Consider the following 21209-nt stretch of genomic DNA (forward strand, 5'->3'; position numbering starts at 1 on the left):
GGCCCTACCGGCAATCGTCTAGCAGCCGCTACTTGTACTGACCTGGGCCTCCATTTCCGCGGTGAGCCCGATGCGCTGCACCCGGCCATCGCCCCGTGAGAACGTTTATCGAGAGCCCCAGTGGTCCTTCGCTTCGTGGGCCGCAGGAGTCGCACCGTCTGAGTGGGAGGCCGTGTCGTGGCTAACGCTGCAGGGAAGAGCGGAAGGCGTCGTGCCAGATGGGTGTCGTGGCTCGTCGCGGAACCGGTCGGGAAGGACGCCAAAAAGAACCGTCTCACGCGGCTGGAGCGGCTTGGCGCCGCAGTCGTCGGTCTCGTCCTTCTCGGCATCGCCCTGTTCCTCCTGGGGTCTCCGCCGAGCCGTCAGGTTGCCCTGGCCCAATGCCGGAATGCTGCGGCTGGCTGCATTGTCAGCGTGGACAGCGACCTCACGAACTTTGCCGCCGTCGTGGCGGGTCTGGGGGCGGCGGCCGCGCTGATAGCACTACTAGGTGTCCGCTTCACCGAGGTGAAGGCCGCCGGGGCGGAGTTCAAGGCGGCGCAGGAGACGGCGGGCCTTGCTGCTGGGGGGACGGAGCTCAAGCCCGACGAACTCCCTGAGGAAGCGCCCGCTGGGGGCGAAGATCCCCGCCCGGCTGAGCTGATCCTGCCGGTAGAAGTTCCGATCGCGGTCACGGTGGTCCAAGGGCTGGGTGAACGAGGCCAGCACGCCCCGATCGCGATCACAAAGGCGACACCGCGCCTGTCCGAGGTCAATCCGGAGCTCCTGCGGGACTATCAGTCGGCGCGCAAGGTCAGCCAAGGTGGGTACTTCCTGACCCACGCTCTCAGTCCGGCAACCACGGCCGGCCAGAAGTACTCCGTTGCAATCCGGGTCACCCCGCATCCACAGAAGGGGATGCCGCCGCCGATGCAGGTCCGGGCAGCGTCATTCTTCCTCGGCCGCGCGTGGGGAAATCGAGTCATCCCGGGGCTTCCGGGGTCCGACGGGCGGCTTGGGATCGTAACGCAAGCGTATGGGCCCTTCTTGGCCCTCTGTGAGGTCGAGTTCACCGATGGGAGCCGGATTCTCCTAGACCACTACTGCGACTTCGACATGGGCAGCTTGGTCCCCACAACCTGATGTCCGGTCATCAGCGGGGGACATGCTCGACGCCACCGCGGGCGCGCAGGTTCTTGCCGGTGAGCCTCAATTGATCGATGAGGGCGACTACGGGCGCGCGCCGTTACGACGAGATGCCATGCGTGCCGGGAGGCGGTGACTTGCTACTGTCTCGAAGTCCGCTGGTCGGAACCGGGCCGGCGCTGGCGCGCCCCGTGCCTCCCATCCCCGGCAGTTCCCTCCCGTGACACGGGGATGTCGTCTACTGCCGCATCATGGATGCCCAGCATTAACTGACGTCGCTTTCGCCTGGCAGGGCACCGTGGGTCCATGTGCCACCCAGATGGCGAGCCACAGCGGTTCGAAACTACTCGGAGGGGGTGGGATGGCGCGGTTGAACGCGGTTCTCGCTGCTCGCAGGGGGGAGGGCACGGGATGGCCTTCGCTGACTGCTTCCGGCGGCGACCAACGCGGCCAGCTCTGGCAGGGGGTCCTCACCGAGCTCCCTGTCGATCAGCCCCCGGTACTCCTCGAACGCCCTTCGAGCCTCGCCGCGGTTTCCCTCGGCGAGATGTGCCTGGATGAGCGTCCGCTGCGCGCTTTCTCGCAAGGGTTCCACCCGAACGGCGAGCAGGGCCGCATCGATTGCCTCGGCGAAACGACCCGCTTTGGTGAGGTGTGTGCTGAGGGAGTCGAGGGCGTGAAGCACTCGTTGGCGCAACCGTTCACGCTCGAAGATGATCCACTCGTCGTACCAACCCGGCAGTAGGTCCAAAGCGTCCTCACCCCAATCGGGCAGGTGCAGATCCTGATGGCCCTGAGGTCCACGTATGAGCCGGGCAGCCCAGTCCTCGACTTCGCGCAAGTCGAGCTCCGCCGTGGGATCCAACCACAGGTCCCACTTGTCAGACCTGAGGTCGTCGATCCCGGCCGACTTGAGGCGCCACAATGCGGACCGCAAGTTGCCGGCGGCCCGCTCGTCGTCGCCGAGTGGCCACAACGTTCCCGCCGTTTGTCTGCGGTCGACGTGACCGTCACGGAGCGCAACGAAGACGAGAAGCCTCTTGCTCCCCTCGGGCACCGAAAGCCGGACATGGTCGTGCACGACGTATGGACCAGCAAGCAGGCAGAGTCGGCGCCGGCCCTGCCGCACCCACCCTCCGTGGCCCTGCGGTCCGCGAGTGTCAACTGTTGCACTTGTGGTTCGGGGAGTGTTCATCTGTATTCCTCGATCTGCGCTGCGGAGCAGCCTAGAGCTCCGGCGTCACCGCACCGTCACGACCTACCTGCCGGCGTGACCACGGTATGAAGTACCCAAACGAGGTCACTGGACTACCTGTGACGACTCCTTCAGAAAGGCCCCGACGATCCGCAGCACCTCTTCGGCGCTGGACGTGCGGTGGTGTCGGGTACGCGAGGGGTCGACAACATCCAGCGTCACCGTGATGGAGTAGAGCCGCGATCGGTTCATCGGCTCGGACCGCACAACGCACAATCCGATGGGCGTCGGGCCCGGGTCGCTCGTGGTGTCGCCGGAGACGCGCTCATCGTCGCCGGTCATCATCGGCCTGCTGGCCGGCGGTCCCTGTGTCCTGGGTGGAGGAGCACCGCACGCCATCCCTTCTTCTGTCCGGTTCAGTCTGGGCGGGCAGCGTCACCACACCGTTGCCCCTCGCGGTGTCTCCCGCTGGTGGTGCTCGGGTTGGTCCATCCGCAGGGACGTTCACGGTGACGCGTCGGTGACGACGGCGCCCTACCGTGCCCAGTGGAGGTGAGCTGCGATGACGATGAGCGACTTCTATGCAGATCTCGCGGAGGCCCTGGACGCGGACGGCGCCGAAGAGTGGGGTACCGACCAGGACGGGGCCGAGTGGACCGATGAGGCCGACTCCGTGGATGAAGCATCCGATTCCGACGGCCAGGACCGCGTCGAGCTGCGGCATCTCGCCGACGCGCTCCGACAGGCCATGCGCGAGGACTTCACTGAGGTCGGTGACGAGGATATGGAACTGGCCCTGTTCGGCGTGCTGGATTCGATGAGTGCCGCCGAGGGCATCAACTTTGGCCGTGCCCTGAACCAGATCGGACGCAGTGCCGGCCAAGCGTTGTCCGACCCGACCGTGACCGCCATCGCGAAGACGGCGCTGCCGGTTGCGGGTGGCGCGCTGGGAACGGTGATCGGGGGACCCGTCGGGACGGCGCTGGGCTCCCAGCTCGGTACCGTGGCCGCCGGCGCACTTGCGGCGCCAGCCCCTCGAGGGGTTCCCGCATCCAAGGCGCCGCCATCGACCGCCGCCGGCATCACGCCGACCGGCCCGATGGCTTCTGCCGCGCCAGGCGCCCACCCGATCGCCAGCCCCGCCTCCGTCAGCGCACCGGTAACCGCGGGGTCGACAGCCGCAGCGCAAGGGCTGGTGCTGACGCAGCACCCTCAGGTGCTGCAGGGCCTGCTCGCCACCGCACTCGGCCAGTTCGGCCGCGACCAGGTCGGAGGCATCCCCAACGCTCAGTTGCTCGGTATGTTGAGCCAGGTCTTCGGGCGAGCGGCTGCGGACGCGGACGAGCTCATGTATCTCGGTGGTGCATCCGACGAGGCGGTAGTCGACGACGAGTGGGCTGATGACCACTCGATCTACGAGAGCCTGGTCGATGCCGACAACCTCGAGCTTGCCGACGCCCTCGAGAGCGGGGCGGACCTCTGATGGGTGCCACCGAGTTGGACGACGTGTCCGCCCTTCTCCAGCGGGTGCTGCCGGATCCTGCAGGCTTTGCCGAACGGCTGCTCGACCAGTTCGTTAGCCGATGGGGCGTCACCTCGGCGGGCCGTTCTGGTGGTAGCGCCGCGATGGACCCTGAGGAGGACGCCGGGGCACCGCCGGTCGTCCTGGCGCCCCGCTTCGTCCCGCACTCGTTGGACGCGCTCACCGACTCGAATGTCCTGCTGGCCTCAGCACTCGGCGCCTGTGACTGCTGGGGCCTTCAAGACGACTGCGTGGTCTGCAAGGGCAAGGGCGAACCGGGGTGGGTCCAGCCGGACGTCGAGCTGTTCCAGGTGTTCGTGGGTCCCGCGGTTGCGCGACTCGCCGACGCCGGACTCGCCGACGGCCACGACCCAGGGACCAAGGGCAACGCAAGTTGAGATCGAGACAGACAGGGAGAAACTCATGAGTGAAACGTGGGCGGCTGACCTCGAGTCGGACGCATGGGATGACAGTGAAGACGACTTCGACAGCGAGACCGACGACGCGGAGGATGCACGGTCGGATGCCATTCGACGAGCAAGGGCGCGCCGCATCGCGCTGGCGCGTCGCCGGATGGGGGCAGCGCGCGTTCGTCGTCCCTCGGCAGCCGTGACCGGTCCGACGACACCCCGACAGACGGTGGCGGCGATTCGCAGCCTGGACCTGGAGACCAAGGTCGGTGAGGACTCCTTGCGTCGGGCCATCGAGAGGTCCAACCGTCGGGCGACCCGGGCGACGTATGCGACCTTGGCCAGCGTCGCGGTGGATCAGGCGTTCGACTCCTTCGGTGACGAGCTCAAGGCGCACGACTTCGTGAGGGCGGGCGCGCGGATCGCCCCTCTGATGCTGCTCTCCCCGGAGCGCAGACGACCCGGTCTGGAGGGCGTCCTGCTCGACCCTCGGGTCATCGGCGGCGCGGTTGTCGTCGGCATCGTGGCGGCGGACAAGCTGCGCAACCGCGACGAGCGCGTGGATCGAGTGACCGTCCAGCCCCGCATCATCAGTCTGAACGGTGGCAACCAAGTATCCGGCACGTTCTCGGCCACAGCACTGAGCCGGCGGGGTGCCAAGACGGACGTGACCGTTACCTTCGACAGCGCCGACCCGACAATCCTGAAGGTCGACGACCGGAACTCTGGCAAGTTCACCGCAACGCAAGCCGGAAAGACCAAAGTGCTGGTCACCGGCGAGGGGGGCATCAGCGAGTTCTTTGATGTCACCGTGACCCAATAGCTGCGGCGTCGAAAGTGGACCCGGCGCTGTGGGAGCTGCTCCGGGAGGATGTCGACACCGACCGGGAGCTGGAGGCGATCATCCGGTTCGCCCATCCGGACGTCGACCCCCCGGAAGTGCGCGTTGTCGCCCGCTTCGGGACGATCGCCACCTGCCGGGTCCGAGCGGGCGACGTGCTCTCCGTCCGGTCTCATCCGGACGTCGTCAGTCTCAAGGCCGCCCGACGGCTCAGCCCGACCTACGAGACAGGGCCTGCGGGTCGCATGAGCGGCACCCGACCAGCAGAGCGACTCCATGACACCCGCCGCGACCCGCGACTGGTCCCCACCGGCGCCGGTGTCGTGGTGTCGGCAGTCGACTGGGGGATCGACCCCACCTGTGCCAGCTTCCGGCACCCACCGGGGCAGGGTGGCGGGACGAGGATCCTCTCTCTGTGGGACCAACGAGACGCCGCGGTGGGCCCCCGCTTGGCACCGTACGGATACGGTGCGGTGCACGACGCAGTTGACATCGACCGGGCACTTGCGGACCCGTTCCCCTTGCGCCGGCTGGGCTACCACCCGGCGATCGCCGACCGCGGAAACGGCAGCCACGGCACGCATGTCCTCGACATCGCCGCGGGTAACGGAGCAGGCGGCGGACCGGTCGGGCTGGCTCCCCGAGCTGATTTGGTCTTCGTGCACCTGGCCGACCGGGATACAGGAGGGCTCGCCAATCTCGGGGACTCCGTTCGCCTGCTCGAGGCCGTGGACTTCATCTCCCGCACCGCAGGTCCCAGGCCTTGGGTGGCCAACCTCAGCGTCGGTCGGCATGGTGGTCCGCACGACGGGACGACCCTCACCGAGCTCGCCTTCGACGAGCTCCTCGACGGCGCTCCGGGCCGCTTCATCGTCCAGAGCGCAGGCAACTACTACCGCTCGCGAACGCACGCCTCCGGCATCCTTTCGACGGGGGAGTCCCAGTCGTTTCGCTTCCGCACCCACCCCGCCGATGTCACCGCGAATGAGCTGGAGATCTGGTCCGATCACCGGGACGCGTTCGCCATCCGGGTCGAGGCCCCCGACGGGACGGTCACCGGACCCGTCGCCCCGGGTCACCGCGCGGAGCTCAGGGCGGGCCGACGCGTCGTCGGACGGATCTATCACCGGGCGGCCGATCCGAACAATGGCGACAACCACGTTGACGCGTTTCTCGACCCCACCGCCCCGAGCGGAATGTGGACGGTCACCGTGGAAGCCGGGAGGGTCACGTGTGGACGCTTTGACGCCTGGCTCGAGCGGGACGACGCCTGCCGAAGGTGCCAGACCCGCTTCGCGGTTGACGACAGCGACCGCACCGCCACCACTGGCACAATCGCCAACGGCCACCTGCCGCTGATCGTCGGGGCCTACGGCGCCCAGGGGCCTCTTCGCCGCCCCGGACGGTTCAGCAGTGTCGGTCCCACCCGCGATGGCCGACCGAAACCCGACCTGGTGGCGCCCGGCGTGAACGTGCTAGCCGCGCGCTCCGCACCCGCACTGTCAGACCGCAATGAGGGACTCCTCGTGCGGAAGTCCGGGACGAGCATGGCCGCGCCGCACGTCACCGGCAGCGTGGCACTGTGCCTCGAGCTGGCCGGGGACCGAATGACGGCGCGCCGGCTCAGGGCGGTTGTCCTCGCCACATGCCAGACAGAGCCCTCGACATGGCCTGAGCCCAGGCTCGGACACGGCTACCTGGACACCCTCCGACTCACCAAGGCCGTCGGCCGCCTGATGCGAGTAGCGGATCAGGCCGTGACAACAGAAGGACTGACCATGCCCACCGACCCCATTTTGACCCACGAGCCCGCGGTGGCCCTCCGTGAGCTCGTCTATCGTCCCTCCGGACCGATCTCGCTGACGATCACGCGCAGGTATGACGTGATTGCTCGACCCGGGCAGAGTGCGCCCCGCGACGCCAAAACGGGGGACCTTCTGCTGGAAATGACCTTGGGACGCCGGGCTGGCGGCCGCTGTGTCAACCTGGACGACACCAGCCTGCGGGAACTGGCCAGCAAAGGGCGACTCGGTTTCGACCAGCTCATCCTCAGGCCGCGCCCCCCCCACGACACCACTGTTGCACCGGCCAACCCGGCGTCGGACGACTCGGCGGTCGATGCCGAGGACGATGCCGACCTCGACAGGCTCGTCCAGCAGGGGCTTTCCGAGAACCAGATCACCAACGCGCTGTTCTACGCCCGCCACCCCTCACTGACCGGGGTGGTCCTTCGGGCGGGAAGCGCGACAGCGCGGGAGTGGCGGACCATCCGGGACGCGGAGGTGCGCCCCGGACTGCGAAGTCGGCTTCAGGTGGGCGCGGTTGACCCGGTACAGCTCGCCGTCTTCCTCAGCCAGTACGAGAACGACTCACGCGTACCAGCGGAATACACGAAGCGGTTCCTGACCCGCGTGCCCTTGTTGTCCATGGGGCGGAGCCTGCGCGATCGGGTGCTGGCCAACTGGCGGGGTGGGGCCAGCCCGCTCACGACGACGCGCTTCTTCGCGTTGGCGGTGGAGACTGCGGGGAACCCCGGTGTTGCGGCCTTGCTGTGTCACAACGTCGCGAAGGCATTCGTCCGGGAGGGGGCAGCCATCACGTGGCGGGCGACCGGTACGGAAGGCGAATACTCGGACGGCCAGAAGACCTACACCGCTGCGGTGATCCACCGGGCTGGCCGACTGAGGTACTACCACGGGGGGAAGGGGCGAGACGTCGTCTCGATCTTCTATTTGCTCTTCTCGGACAGGGAGTTCGGCACGCAGGATCCGGGGGACTGGTACCACTTCTTCGTCACGGCCACCATGAGCGCCCTCTCGAGCGGTGGTTCCCTGGCCGCCACACGAGGACGCGGCGGTCGTCAGGGTGAGGGCGAAGACGGAGAAGACCGCAGTGGAGTCGGAGGTGTCGTGTACCGGGGGCTGATGGCGGACCGCATCATGGACCTCGAGCGGCAGATGACCGACGCCACCCTGCGGCCGGTGCCCGGGTACCGGGGTTGGGTGCTCGCCAACGTCCTGAGCTTCCTCGAGGGTGGCCACTACGGCAAGGACTTCAGCACGGGACAGGACGACGTGGCGCGCGAGAGCAAGGTGCACCTGCGCGGGGCCGCATTCGGGTTGAGCACCGTCGCAGGAAAGCCCGGACCGTCATGGCGGTGGTACGTGCCCAAGGCGGGTTCTCTGTCAGACACCGACCTCGCCCTCGGTTTCTCCCTACCCGCGAGGACCGCCGAAGTATGGGGCCCCGACGCCAAGCCGCGCCCCAGCGAAGAAGTCGACGGTTCCGGGGAGGTGCCGGACGACACCGAGGACGCACCGCAGGACCTCGTCAAGCGAGCCCAGACCTGGTGGAACACGGCCTACGGCAAGGACAAGCTGCTGAGTGGGGTACGCATCGCCGAATACGAGACCGTGCCGTCCGAGGCGGTCCGAGAGCTCAGCTATGACGCGTGGACCAACTCCCCGAAGAGCATCTATGTGGCGAGCACCGCGCACAAGAATGCGGTCACCCTCGAGACGGTGCTGCGCCACGAAGCAGTGCACATCCGCCAGTTCCTCGACCGGGGGCGGCCCAACACCTACGAGAGGACCACGTTGTATGAGCTCGAGGCCTACCGGGAAGGTGTCCCGCGGCTCGAGTCGCGGTTGAGGGCCCTCGACTCCTTGACCAACCCCACCACCAAGGACGACGCGGAGCGGGATGCGGTCACCGAGCAGTTGGAGACCATCCGCAGCGTCATCCGGACACTGGAGGACGGGCTCGCCCACGCCCGCACCCTGAAGACCACCGATCAGCAGGAACGATCGCTGCGACGACTCCTCATCGGGCACTGCCTGCTGCCGTACCACCGGTCGCTCGGTGACCTCTACGCTCCGCGCAAGGACCAGCGCAACCCAGCAGCGACCGAGACCGTCGACGAGCTAGCCGACGACCTGACCGACGGGCCGGCGGGCGACCAACCGGAGGATTCCGACGGACCGGCTCATTGGGATGGTGTCCGGGACAACGGCACAACCACCGAGCAGGACCTCACCCCCATCTGGGACGACGAGTTCGAGCGGGAGAAGCTGGCCGATATCGTGACAGAGGAGGCAGGCGGCCCCCCCGCACTCTCCGGTGCTGAGGAGATGGAGGGTCGCGTCCTCGACTCCGCCGAGTTCGCCGGCTCCGAGCACAAGGACATCGGCGACACCGGCTCCGGTCGGGAGTCGTCCAGCATTCCCTTCGGCAACCCGCCTCGGGCCCTGAGTTTCGGCGATGTTGTGAGCCTGGCCGGCGACTACTACGAGACGTACGAGCAGATGCGCGACCTCGGACGAACCTCTGGCGGCCGAGAAGAGCTGGAGTGGGCGAGGTGGCACTGCCTCGCGCTCAAGAAGAAGGGGATCCCCGAACCCAGCGTCGACGCCAAGACCGCGGATCGGGTCGTGGATCGGTATCACCTGCTCGCAAGTCGCAACCTCTCCCACTTCGCGGCCGGTGGCACGGCGTGGCAGACGTACGCCGGCTGGCACGGTCAAGCGCTGGCCGATGCTCTCGAGTCAGGGCAGACCTCCGACGACAAGCTGTGGCGCCGCGCCCTGACCAAGGATGCCTTCGCCGCCCACTTTCTCACCGACATGTTCGCCGCAGGCCACGTGCGCACGCCCCGGCGCGACATCCGCGACTGGTATGCACGGCACCAGCCCGGGCCCTCGGACGCCTTCGTCGCGTACATGGCCCAATACCTCTTCGAACGACTCGACGCCCGTCATCAGCTTCCGCCCCTGTTGTGGTGGATGGGGTGGGTGACGAAGTCGACCATGCGAGATCGCATCAGAGTCCTGGGTGGGGAGGCGGTGAGCTCCTTCTCGCTGGGCGACATCGTCGCGTTGGCGCTCCATGACCGGGACAACAAGGGCCTGAATGTCGTATCGGATGTTGGCCCGGACGGCCGCGCGGTCTTGGGCGGGTACGCCTGGCGGGCGGTCGGGGACGGCCACCTTGGACGCATTCCCTATGGACCCGAGACCAAGGCCATGGCGACCGCCGGGGTCATTGCGTCACTGCGTGACCTCGAACGGGTACGAGGCGCCGGCCGCCGGCTTGGCAGCGGCACTGTCTCGTTGGCGCAGAAGGCGGACGCGATCCGTACGGCCCTCGGGACCCAGGGCTTCGCCGCCCGGGCGTACGTTCCCCGCGAGAGCCGTGTCCCGGGCGCCAACCCCTCGTACAGCCGGGCTGACGGCACCCGAGCAGAGCTGGAATGGCGCTGGGGACAACTCGGCCCACAGACTCGTGCGGCAGTCGACGAAGCCGTCCGAACCACCATCGCCCAGGAACTGCTCGACATGGCCAGCGAGCTCAAGGAGCCCATCGAGGCACCACTGGGCATACGGGTCTACGGCATTCAGAACGCCTTCAGGGACTTCGTCCGGCACTTGCGCGAAGAGGGCATAGGCGCGGTGGAGAGGGCCGTCGGCAAACCAGCTGGATGACTCCGCGTGGCATGGCCGAAGTAGGGTCCCCGTCGCCATGAGCATCCGTGGCGCCCGGCCCCCGCCGCGGCACGGAATGCGACGTGTGACCTGCCTGTGGTCACGGCTTCCCAGGCCCGGCGCGCTCCCCAGCCGCCTCCTGGAGAGGCCTGGTGTGCGTCTCGAGATGGCTGGCCGGCTTCCCGGGTACGCATTCGGGCACTTTGTGTTTCATGAAGTGCCCAGACATAGCTCTGCCAGTCGAACGTCGTGTCCACGTCACTGTCGCTCTTCGTGCCGACAGATCGCACAGAGTTGCAGGGGCGCGCGGCACCTCACTTCATCTCTGGCGAGCCACGTTCCTGGCATTCTCGTCCGGTTGGCAGGATCATTCCCGTTATGGCGAAGCAGACGACGGTGACGATCACCGATGACCTCGACGGATCGAACAATGCGAAGGAAGTTTCGTTCAGTCTCGACGGCCGAACCTGGGTGATCGACCTCAGCCCCAAGAACCGCGCAGCACTTGAGAAGGCGCTCAAGCCCTACATCGTCAAGGCCACCGAGCAAGGCACGTCCCAAGGACGCGCGAAGACAGCTCGCAGCGCTTCCCGGCGCAAGCCACGCACGGATCACGGGGCGGTGCGCGAATGGGCCAGGAAGAATGGCCATCCCGTGAGCGACCGCGGCCGAATCAGCGCAGAGGTGCTGAAGGCGTACGACGCCGCCCAGTAACCCAAGGCGTTGCGCGCCGCCTCCGGTGGCCACGGCACGGACGGAGTGCCTCAACCGAGGGCCACCGACGACCCAGCAGCCTCGCGCCGCATGGAATCGACACCGACCCTCCGCTTTGGTCGCCCGGCACGCTGGGAGATCTCATCGACCAGTTCCATATGCCTGAACTGATCCGGCGGTCCGTCTTTCCGCATCAACGGGGCTAGAGCCGATGCCGCCTCGGTGATGTGCTGTCCATGTCCACGCGAAGGCCGTTTCGTGTCGCGACGCGTCTTGGGCCTCCGGGTCAGCAGGACCGGTCCTGCTTGATGGCGGCGCGGTGAGGGACCGCGACATCCGCAACAGCTGCGCCTGCGCCTCGCACGCCGGGTCACGATTCCAGGCCGTGGCAACGTCACGCAGGGTGGCCAACACTGCTGCAGAGTCGGCCCCGAGGCGACTGGTCACAGCTCGGGCGCGGGCCATCCACACATCGGGGGTATCAGCAGCGATCACGGCCGCCACCTCCATCAGAACGGTGGACCGGCGCGGCCCTCGGAGGCGTCGATCCATCAGCTCCTCGGCCAACGGGCTTGCCGCCTCAAGGATCCTCCCGAGGTGGGTCGGTCCGTGGTGGTGAAGGAGAGCGGCCGGATCGGTGGCAGCGGGGAGTGCGGCATGGCGTGGTGACGCGGCGTGCTGGGCGAGGAGCCAGTAGGCACGCTCGGCGGCAACTCGGCCCGCCGGGTCGGCGTCCATCGCGACGATCGGCGACGGATGCCGGGTCGAGAGAAGTCGAGCTTGGGACTGGGTCAGCGAAGTACCCAACGGGGCGACGCCGACAAACCGACCGGCACAGGCGGTCGTCACGGCGAGAGCGTCAAGGGCGCCCTCGACGAGAACGGGAATGGCGCCGGTGTCGAGGTGTGGGTGGTCGGCCCCGTAGAGCACCTCACCCTTGCGGAACAGGACGGTGGTGGGGGTGTTGAGGTACCTCGGTCCGTGCTCGTCACCGGCGTGCGGGTGGCGGCGTCCGACGAACCCGACGACCTCCCCGTCGACGGTGATGGGTAGGACGAGGCGGTCCCGGAACCGGTCGACGAGCGTGCCGGTGCGGGCGCGGGTGGCCAGCCCGGCGGCGAGCATCTCGGCGTCGGGGACGTCGTGGGCTCGTAGATGCGTGACGAGGTGGGTCCAGCCGGGCGGGGCATATCCGGAACCCGTCGGGGCGTGGTCGGCGCGGAGCCGGTCGCGCAAATAGGGCCCGGCCCAGCCGGCGTCGAGGAGGCGCGCGTAGTAGTCCCGCGCGAGCTCATGGAGATGGGTGGCACGATCCGGGCTGAAAGGGGCGTCGTCCCACTCGGCGGCGTGCGCGACCATCGCCTCGACGTCCACCGGCGAGGGCTCGAGAACCCCCATGCTGGTGCGGGTCAGGGCTGCTGCGGTCAGCGTCGCGTGAAGGTCGTCCAGCGCATTGGGACCCGCGGCGGATATGCCAGCGTTATGGTGCCTGGCGTGCGGGACGTCGCCGACGGGCATGGTCGGAGGAATCCACTCCAGCTCGTCCTCCTGTCCCTCCGGTGGGGGAGCGCCCGTGTCCGGGTCGGGAGGCGTGGGGTCGGTCAGCAGGCTGATCCGCCACACGAGGGCTCCGCAGGGGTCGATGTCGGCCGCGTCGTGGGCGTCCTCGGCGATGGACAGCAGGTCGTCGAGGTCTGCGCCGCGCGCGAGGGCATGGTCGGTGACGGCGATGAGGGCAGGCCACCACGGGCTGGACTGCACCGCTGCGGCACGCTGCTCGCCGAGCGTGTGGGGCAGCCGGGCCGCCCAGAGGGGGGTGGGCGCGAGGGCGTCCTCGTCTACCCGGTTCGCGACGGCCGGCACGAGATGACGGCTGATGCGCCACCAGAGCGCGGATCCGGCGTGGTCGTCCGGGAGTGGGGCGGCCAGGGCGGTGTCGAGCAGGGCGCGGGTGTCGACGCCGGAGCGTGCGATCGCGGCGAGCCGGGCGGCAAGCTGGGGGGTGAAGACGTCGCCGCGACTGGCCGGGGCGAGGATGTGGAGTCGGTTGACCCATGCGGCCAGGGCCGGGTTGTGGGTGGCCCCGAGGCGGTGCTCGAGGCCTTGCTGCCACAAGGCATTCCTTCTGCCGAAGCGCTGGGGTCCGGTCGGGCGCTGGTCGCTGTCCGGGACGCCGGTCGCGGCGCGCCACACGGCCAGGTCGGCGAGGAGGTCCGGGTCAGGCGCAAGGTGGGAGGCACTCGACCATGCGGGGGCGTCAACGCGGGTAGTGGCCGCAGCCTCGCGCACCTCGGCGGTGACGGCGCTGACGAGGTCCGACCGGGCGGCGAGGTAGGGGCCCCAGCGCTCGTCCGCGCGCAGAGGCAGAGGGATCTCGGGCAGCCAGCGAAGGGGGCCAGTGCCGCTGCGGCGCGGGTCGATGTCGTCGAGGCGCCAGTCCAGGACCGCGGCCTGGTCGCTGGCCGTGTCCAGCTCGCGTGAGGACGCCGCGCACCGGAGTGCGACGAGGGGGTCGCCACCGGTGGTGGCGAGCAGGACGAGGTGGGCGCGCAGGATGGGCCAAGAGGGGTCCTCGCCAATGCCGGGAACGACCTGGTCGGCCCCCGTATCGATTGCGGCGACCACTTCTGGTCCGAGGTGGTGCTCGGCCGCGACGTGGAGGGCGTCGACGTACCGGGCTGTGGCGGCTCCGAGCCGTGCTGCGGCAGAGGCGTGCTCGCGTTGCGTGCTGGTCGCCGACGTCGAGACGCCGTCACGGGCGAGGATGCCCTCGAGCATCTCGGTAGCGGTCATCGGGTGGAGGTGGTCCGGGCGCATGACCGCGTGCGGGTCCCCGTCGCCGGCGACCTGCAGGTAGAGGTGATTCGCTTCAGCTCCGCGGGTGAGCATCGTGTAGAGCTGCTGTCGGGTCTCGCTCCCGGTCGCAAGCCCGTGCATGGTGTCGACGGAGATGCCTTGGGCAGCGTGGGTGGTGGTGGCGTACCCGAGCTCGACGGAGGCGGCGACGTACCCGGGAGGCAGGGTCAGTTGCCGCCGGGTGCGCCTGTGCTCGACCGTGAGGGCCCCGTCGGGGGAGACGGCCCGCACGGTCCACCGGTCGCCGTTCTTGGCCCAGTCGTGCGTGCTCAGCCTGAGCCGGCGGTTGTTGGTGCGCGTGAGCACGGTGTCACCGACGTAGGCGGTGGTTCCGTCGGCCAGCCGCGCGCCCGCGTCGTGTCCGCCACCGCCAGGGGACTCCATCCGGCGATGGGCCTGCGCACGCTGGTTGAGCTCGGCGACGAGCTCACGGGTCGGGGCGAGCATGATCGTGTCGCGGTGGTTGGCGCGGTCTGTTGCCCACGCCGTGAACGCGTCCCGGGCTGCCGTGCTGAGGTCGCCGACGTGGATCCGACCGTGGTCGAGGTAGAACCCGAGCGACTCGGGCCGGCCGTCGCGCAGGGCCAACGACGCAGCGCCCTCTGCGGGGTCGGTGAAGCGCATCAGCTCGGACAGGTGTAGCGCACCGTGTGTGGTGGCGATGTCGCGCAGGACCCCGCCCGCCCCGATCGCGGCGAGCTGCTGGGTGTCCCCGACGAGGCGAACCTGCCCACCGCGGGCGGTGACGAAGCGGACGGCGGCGTCGAGGGTGAGCGTGTCGGCCATCCCGGCCTCGTCGATGACGACCAGGGTGCGCGGCCCGACGGCGCGTGCCCAGTCAGGAAGGTCGTCGTGGTCGAGGGACCAGATGAGCTTGGCGAGGGTGTCGGTGGTGGCGTCGAGGTGCTCCCGCAGGACGGACGCCGCGGCGGCGGACGGGGCGAGTCCGATCACGGTGCCGCCGTCCTCGGTCCACGCCCCGGCAAGAGCGCGCATGGCGGTGGTCTTCCCGGCACCCGCCGGGGCGATGGCGAGCTGGAGCCGCGCCCCGGAGGTTGCCATGTCGCGCACGAGGACGGACTGCCCGGCGTTGAGGGTCGTCCCGTTGGCAGCGAGCTCGAGCAGGGTGACTGACAGCGCCTCGAGGCTCGCGCGGTGCCGGTCGCGAATGCCTGCAGTCTTGACGAGGGAAGTCTCGGCGGCGAGGACCTCCCTGCTGGTGAACAGGGCTGACCCGGCGACCCCGTAGACACTGGACCCGTCGGCGCGGCGCAGCATGGACGGCTCGGGCACGCCGTCGCCGGTTGGTGTCAGCCGCACCGAGCAGACGGTGAGGGCGTGGTCGGTGACGATGTCGACGACGGCCTCGACGTGCTCGGCGGGCAGGGCCGCGGTGCGGACCTGACGCTCCGCCTCGGCCCGGAGGTGCCAGACCTGCCAGGTCGCGCGGCGGGCCTGCACCTCGTCCCGGACCTGCAACGCCGTGGCCCGGACCCACGCCTCATCGACGCTCACGTGCTCAGTGGTCCGCCCCGGTGTCAGCATGTTCCCGAGCATCGCGGCGACACCGCTCGGGCCCCCGAGGACCTCCTCGGCCTGCTTTCGCCACACCTGTCGTTGCTCGGCCACCGTGCGGGGGTCGTGCTTGGCATCACGGGTCTCCAGGGTCGCCTGCTGGGCGAGCTGGATCGCCTCCACTGCCGTCGGCGGCCGGCCGTGGTCGGTCTGGAACGTGGCCGCCAGCTCGCTGCGGCGCGTCTCGATGCTCGTGCGGCGGGTGGACCAGCGGTTGGTGAGGCGCGGGTCGACCCCGACGACCTCGCGGACCGGACGCTTGTCCCGGTCAGCCGTGGTGCCGGAATCGCCAGGTTCGAACCGCAGTCCGAGGCGGGTGCGCAGGTGCGCCTCGAGGGAGGTGTTGTACGTCTCGGACGCGGTGACGTTGGCCTTGAACAGGATCCGTCCGTCGATGGACAACCACTTCCCTGTCCGGGTCTGGACCTTGTTCGCGACCGCGATATGGGTGTGCAGGTCGGGGTCCCCGGCGCGGGAGTCGCGGTGGGTGAACGCGGCGGCGACCAGACCGGTGACGTCGACCTGACGGACCCCGTTGGCGCCCTCCAGGGCGAACAGAGCGTGCTTCTCGAGGAAGCGCAGGGCGTCGGCGACGGCGTCGTGGTGGGCCAGCTCGACCTGCGCGGCGACCGCCGGTGGGGCGATCGCCCACAGGGTGCTCACCGACTTGACGGGGGAGAAGGTCAGGTCGTACCCGGCCACCGCCGTGGTGCGCGGCCGGGACAGCGTGGCGATGGCCCCAGACAGCTCACGGGCATCGGCCGGGTCACGGCCGTGCTGCTCCCGGAAGAGCTCGGTCGCGACCTCGGTGCGGATCCGTGCCCGGTCCTGAGCGGGCACGGGGTAGTCGCGGGGGTGACCCAGAGCGGCGGCGTGGTCCTCGATCCGCCGGGCGACCTCGACCTGGAACGCGGGGACCTCGCCCCCGTACACCTTGAACGGCGCCCCGAGCCGGGTCACCGCACGGTGGTCGGCCTCGGTCAGGTCCGGGCCCTCGAGGCGCTCCGAACGCTGTTGGGCCAACGGGTGCAACCCGGCGCCGAACAGGGCCTGCATCTGCTCCGCGGTGACCTCGTCCCCGACTGCCAGGCCGTCGATTCCGGCCACCCCGGCGCCGACCCATCGGCCCGGGGTCTCACCGCGCTCGGTGTAGTACGACGCCAGCGAGGTCCGCGGTCCACCGGCGCGGTCGTGCGTCGCGACCTGCCGGGTCAGGTACGTGTACCCGGTCCCGGCGGTGAGCTTGTGGACGCCCATCGTCATGCATCCCTACGCCACCGGGGAACCAGCCGGGGGCCATCTCGTCCCCAGGCCCTACGACCCGGAATGCATGAGGTGTGCAGTCGACGACGTTTTCACGCTGACGGCCACGGGAGTCCGAGTCGATGGAGGAGGAACTTTCGCGGGGAGCATGTGCTCCGTCGAGCCGAGGTGTGGCGAGGGCGGGCCGGGGGAAGTCGTCGCGGCTGGGGCGAATGGATGTCACGTGGACCTCGAGTTGCCTCGGGGTCGGTGGCCCCACGGCTTCGCCCCGTGGTGTGGTGAACGCCATCGCGGGTCCCACGTGACATGGAGAAAGAGTGGTTGGGCTGGGGTCGGCCACAACGCGGGAGCGGTGCGGGCAGCCCGCGGCGCCAAACGACATGGGAGGGCTGATCTCGGCTGAGGCGCTCCGCTGGGTGTGGTGGTTCGGTCAGCCTGACGGAGGCAGCCTGGCCGGGGCGGTTGGCACCCGAGTCGGCATCGGGCTGGAGCGGAGTGGAGGGCGATGAGTCGGGTTGGCGTGATGTGTCTCCGTGCTCTGCGCCGGTGCCGACGCGTCGTGCTCGCTACCGTGGCGGGATGGCATACCCCGGACGTCCTGTCCTCGAGCCGTTGCCTCAGTTTCGGGGGACGAACATCATCCGGCAGACACCGGAGCAACGTCGTGTGCTGCTCGAATATGTGAGTCGTGAGTACGCGGCGGGCCGCTCGCTGCGCGAACTCGCGGAGCTCACCGATCGCACGCAGGCGGCAGTCCGGCGGGCGCTTGACCAAGCCGGAGTGAGGCGTCGTGGGCCGGGTGCGCCCCCACTTGCTGCGCCATCCGGGAGTCCGCGACACCACTGAGTACCGGCCCGGGTGTCGCCATGCGTCTGTGCCACGTAGCGACGCCCGCCTCCCTCCCATCCGTTCTTCATTCCTCGGGGCGTTGGTGCGCGGCGTCGATCCACAAGATTCGAACTGACCCTGTCCTTCCGCGCCACTGTTGGTTCAGGGTGTCGATCGCCAAGGCGCCGGTATCACCCGGCGTGGCCCGCAACAGCTGACTCACTGGCGTAGGGAAGACATGAGCACACAGCCCAGCACCGGCACACCCGCCCGCTTCTTGGTGCGCGGCGCTGAGCGGGATACGGTCCTCGGCGACCTCGTGAGCGCCCTGGTCGCCCTTGGTGACGACGCGTCCCGGGCGACCCAGACCTCCCGCGATGTCCGGCTGCACGTCATCTCGTGCCACGCCGAGCACTTGGCCGGCGAAGTGCGGGATCTGATGACCGACAGTGCCTTCGATGGTCCTTTCGTCGAAGCTGGAGGCTTGGTGGCATCGGCGACGGCCGCACGCGAAGCCTTAGAGAAAACGGCAGAAGGCCCCTTGCCGGAGTCGATCGCCGCATCGGTGCGATGGCTGATCGACCTAACCGAGGCCGTCACGACGTGAGGGTCCCGGACCGACGCAGCGTTGGGGAGCTCTTGGTGGACTGCGACCTGGCCACCCGGGGCATGCTCGCGAACCCCGACGCGCTTGAGGCGGCGGCCATGGTCCGCTCGTGGCCGGAAGTCGTGCAGGCCGCCCACGAACTGCTCGGTGCCCTGCCGACGGCGCAGCGCGTGGTCCGGCCGGGCGAAGAGGCTGCGGACCTGGTGGGGGAGCGACTGCACCTGATGGCAACCGCCATGGACGCCCAGTTACGGCGACGTCCCTGGCCCGGGCCTGGCCCTGCTGATGACGAGCTCCAGAATGTGGCGGAGAACCTGCTGCGCGCTCACGACCTGGTGCGCCGGTACCTGCGAACCGCTGACACCCCGGCTCCCGTGCTCGTGGCTGACGCCGACGCCGCCCGAACCCGGATCCTGCACACTCTGTACGTCGGTTCTCACGCGCTCACCGTCGCGGTGCGCTCCATGTCCGGCGCCCTTCAGGCAAGAGAGATGAAGGCCCGCCCCGACGCGGTCAGTGCACGGCAGCGGCGCGCACAGGCGAGCGCGTTGAGCGTCGCCCTGAGCCGCTTGGACGCGTTCGAACAGGTGGCCGGCGCCGAGGTCTACCGATACTTCCCCGAGGCCCTCGGAGGCGAGCACCGGGAGTCTCCAGTAGCGGACCGGCTGAGCACCGCCATTGTCCACTGGGACGTCGCGGCTCACCGCGCGATGGCCAGGTCACCGTCGATGGCCACACTGGTCGAATTGACCCGTGTTCAGACCTCCCTCTTGGCTGTCACTCGTGTCGTCCTCAACGCTGCCTCGATGTTTGACATTGCTGACACGCATCTCGACTCGACGCAGCTCGAACCACAGCTGACGGCAGCCGAATCGGCGTGGGGCTTCTTGCACTCGACCCTTCGCGACCTGACCGCGAACCGGCACCGCGCCGCGACCGTTCAGTTGCGCTCGGCGGGTGCCGAGCTCGTCCACGCTCTCACCGAGCTGGTACTGGACGGCACGTCGGTGGCTGAACCGGCCACGATCGCCGCGCGCATCGATGTGGCTGCCACCGCGCGAACCCTGGCTGGCGCCCTGGTGGCACCGCACCACAAGTCCGCGTTGCTGCTCGACGCAGCGTTGCACGATGGAACCCGCGTCAGCGCTCGCGGTGCGCAGCAGCTCCTCACCCGGCTCGCCGGCGTTCCTGGATCCGGTGTCTCGGCCAGTCCGCAGCAATCCTGGCTCGACCCGGCTGACGTCACCGCGGGTCGCGACATCCCACCGCCCGCACCGATCCGGGAAGCCATTAGTCACAACATCCACACAGTGGATGCCAGGTCAAGCCTTTTGGCGGCGGCAGCCATAGCCGCGACGACGCCATCGCGCAGGCCATTGCCCGACCCGTCACACAGGACAAGGTCAGTGGGCCCGGAGCTGCACCAAAGGCAACCCGCCCTGCAGCGAGCTGCCCAGTACTCGCGGAGGTGAAGTTTGGCTGATGGCGGTCTGACAAACGTGGCAAATCTGCATCGTGCGGTCTGGTTGTCGTTCGCCCTCGCGTACGTACCCGCCTTGGAGGCTCAACGCGCTGGGGCCTTCGGTCATGCATCGTCGTCGCGGGAGGTGTCGCCTTTGCGACGGCGGACGTCGGTAGGACGTTGGGGTTGTCGTCGCTCACTACAGGAATCTGCCGGATATGACGCCGCTCCTATGGGCGGCCGACGTGCTTCGACGGCAATTCGCCGGTCAGTGTTACCTCCTCGGCGACGACGCGGAGTTTTGTGTTCAGGTGCATGCTCGCTACTCGAAGCGCCTCGAAGGCCTCGACTTCCGGCAGTCTTTGCGTTGTCATGAGTATGCCGACAGCAATCGAGATCTGGCGGCTGGACTGCAGCGCGTTGGTGAGGTTTCGGCAGTCAGCCTCGCGAAGGTCCGCCTCGACTGACAAGGCGGCGAGCGGGACGAGGACCGACGCGACGATGATGTCATCCTCGGTGAAGGCAGCTTCGTCGCTGGCGTAATAGCTGATCGCAGCGTGGTCTGCCCCGCCGATGGGGAGTCGGAGGCTGAGCATGCTCCGCATTCCGATTGTCCCCACGCACTGCCGTCCGAAATTCGGCCACCGGTCGTCAAGCCCGAGGTCGTCGGACAGCAGCACTGCCGGACCGGTGGCCGCGTCGAGGCAGGGGCCTTCGCCTAGCTCGTATTGAAGGGCATCGACCTTCTCGGCCAAGCCGTCCGAGGCCGCCAAGGTGGTGGGGCCTCGTTCGGCCCGAAGGAGCGTCAGGCCGGCATGCCGACAGTGTGGGACGGCGGACGCAGCGGCATTGACGATCAACGCCGGTGCGACAGGAGTTCCGTCGCCGGACATGGCGAGGAGGAGCTCGCTGAGCTGGTGGATCACGCCGCGAGACAACGACCGGTCCTGTTCATGCGCTGCGTCACCCGACCTCCTGGCGACCACCTCCGGCGCCTCTCACAACAGTGTGCGGATCTCGGCCATTGCCCGTGGCCAATTTGCGAAAGGCGGCTGCCCGACCTCGAGTTGGGTGAAGCGACCCCACCCGTCGAAGCCATGGCGTCACTGGGCGTGGGTCGCCGACAATCGCCCGCACCGGCGCCTCTCGAGGGCGGCTCCGCGAGGCCGTGGAAGGCTGGCGGGCCGGCTCCGGACTGCCACCAGGCTCTTGGCGGGTCGAGGGTTCCGAGGTTGTTGTGACGTATGGGTGCGGCTTCGCGGGGTGGTTCTGCCGCGTGTTGGGTGTCGGGTGTGGGGTTGGTGTCAACGTCGGCTGAAAAGGGACCCCGT

13 protein-coding genes are annotated in these 21209 nt (G+C 68.8%); 9 read left to right on the top strand and 4 right to left on the bottom strand.

All coding sequences use genetic code 11. The annotated features are described in order from the left end of the window. Nucleotides 1–222 precede the first annotated feature (222 nt). A complete protein-coding gene (locus N801_RS16035; protein WP_035939990.1) occupies nucleotides 223–1122 on the top strand; it encodes a pYEATS domain-containing protein in 900 nt (299 codons plus the stop codon). Nucleotides 1123–1468: 346 nt separating this feature from the next. On the opposite strand, the gene N801_RS16040 is transcribed toward N801_RS16035, so the two are convergent. Together N801_RS16040 and N801_RS16045 are read right to left on the bottom strand one after the other, a co-directional pair. Further along, nucleotides 1469–2206 (bottom strand): AfsR/SARP family transcriptional regulator, encoded by a 738-nt coding sequence (locus N801_RS16040; RefSeq protein WP_169744284.1) that lies wholly within the window; start codon nucleotides 2204–2206, stop codon nucleotides 1469–1471. 219 nt (nucleotides 2207–2425) lie between these two features. Continuing rightward, nucleotides 2426–2665, bottom strand: coding sequence for a hypothetical protein (locus N801_RS16045; RefSeq protein WP_035939993.1), 240 nt, complete (start codon nucleotides 2663–2665; stop codon nucleotides 2426–2428). Between the two features lie 217 nt (nucleotides 2666–2882). Between N801_RS16045 and N801_RS16050 the strand changes: the two genes are divergently transcribed. The 5 genes from N801_RS16050 to N801_RS16070 all read left to right on the top strand — a co-directional run bounded on the left by N801_RS16050 (nucleotide 2883) and on the right by N801_RS16070 (nucleotide 11287). After that, a complete protein-coding gene (locus tag N801_RS16050) occupies nucleotides 2883–3803 on the top strand; it encodes an NADH-quinone oxidoreductase subunit E (RefSeq protein WP_035939995.1) in 921 nt (306 codons plus the stop codon). Further along, nucleotides 3803–4240 (top strand): hypothetical protein, encoded by a 438-nt coding sequence (locus N801_RS16055; RefSeq protein ID WP_035940001.1) that lies wholly within the window; start codon nucleotides 3803–3805, stop codon nucleotides 4238–4240. The genes N801_RS16050 and N801_RS16055 overlap by 1 nt, the downstream gene beginning before the upstream one ends. A 25-nt stretch (nucleotides 4241–4265) precedes the next feature. After that, nucleotides 4266–5075 (top strand): Ig-like domain-containing protein, encoded by an 810-nt coding sequence (locus N801_RS16060; RefSeq protein WP_035940003.1) that lies wholly within the window; start codon nucleotides 4266–4268, stop codon nucleotides 5073–5075. 14 nt (nucleotides 5076–5089) lie between these two features. Further along, the gene (locus N801_RS19940; protein ID WP_052113211.1) at nucleotides 5090–10573 is read left to right on the top strand and encodes a S8 family serine peptidase; all 5484 of its coding nucleotides are present in this window, start codon (nucleotides 5090–5092) and stop codon (nucleotides 10571–10573) included. Between the two features lie 378 nt (nucleotides 10574–10951). Continuing rightward, entirely contained in the window at nucleotides 10952–11287 is a 336-nt protein-coding gene (locus N801_RS16070; protein WP_035940005.1) for a histone-like nucleoid-structuring protein Lsr2, read from the top strand. A gap of 141 nt (nucleotides 11288–11428) precedes the next feature. On the opposite strand, the gene mobF is transcribed toward N801_RS16070, so the two are convergent. Then, nucleotides 11429–16975: a MobF family relaxase gene (gene mobF / locus N801_RS16075; RefSeq protein WP_245618483.1), complete on the bottom strand. Its 5547-nt coding sequence runs from the start codon at nucleotides 16973–16975 to the stop codon at nucleotides 11429–11431. Between the two features lie 585 nt (nucleotides 16976–17560). Here mobF and N801_RS22010 point away from each other — a divergent pair. The 3 genes from N801_RS22010 (at nucleotide 17561) to N801_RS16085 (ending at nucleotide 19888) form a co-directional block, all read left to right on the top strand. After that, nucleotides 17561–17827, top strand: coding sequence for a helix-turn-helix domain-containing protein (locus tag N801_RS22010; RefSeq protein ID WP_084109124.1), 267 nt, complete (start codon nucleotides 17561–17563; stop codon nucleotides 17825–17827). A gap of 220 nt (nucleotides 17828–18047) precedes the next feature. Beyond that, nucleotides 18048–18416, top strand: coding sequence for a hypothetical protein (locus N801_RS16080; RefSeq protein ID WP_035940008.1), 369 nt, complete (start codon nucleotides 18048–18050; stop codon nucleotides 18414–18416). Between the two features lie 35 nt (nucleotides 18417–18451). Continuing rightward, nucleotides 18452–19888 (top strand): hypothetical protein, encoded by a 1437-nt coding sequence (locus tag N801_RS16085; RefSeq protein ID WP_156996815.1) that lies wholly within the window; start codon nucleotides 18452–18454, stop codon nucleotides 19886–19888. 220 nt (nucleotides 19889–20108) lie between these two features. On the opposite strand, the gene N801_RS16090 is transcribed toward N801_RS16085, so the two are convergent. After that, nucleotides 20109–20804 (bottom strand): GAF and ANTAR domain-containing protein, encoded by a 696-nt coding sequence (locus N801_RS16090; protein WP_052113213.1) that lies wholly within the window; start codon nucleotides 20802–20804, stop codon nucleotides 20109–20111. Nucleotides 20805–21209 lie beyond the last annotated feature (405 nt).

The sequence above is a fragment of the Knoellia aerolata DSM 18566 genome (genome assembly GCF_000768695.1).
In the GTDB taxonomy this organism is placed as follows: Bacteria; Actinomycetota; Actinomycetes; order Actinomycetales; family Dermatophilaceae; genus Knoellia; species Knoellia aerolata.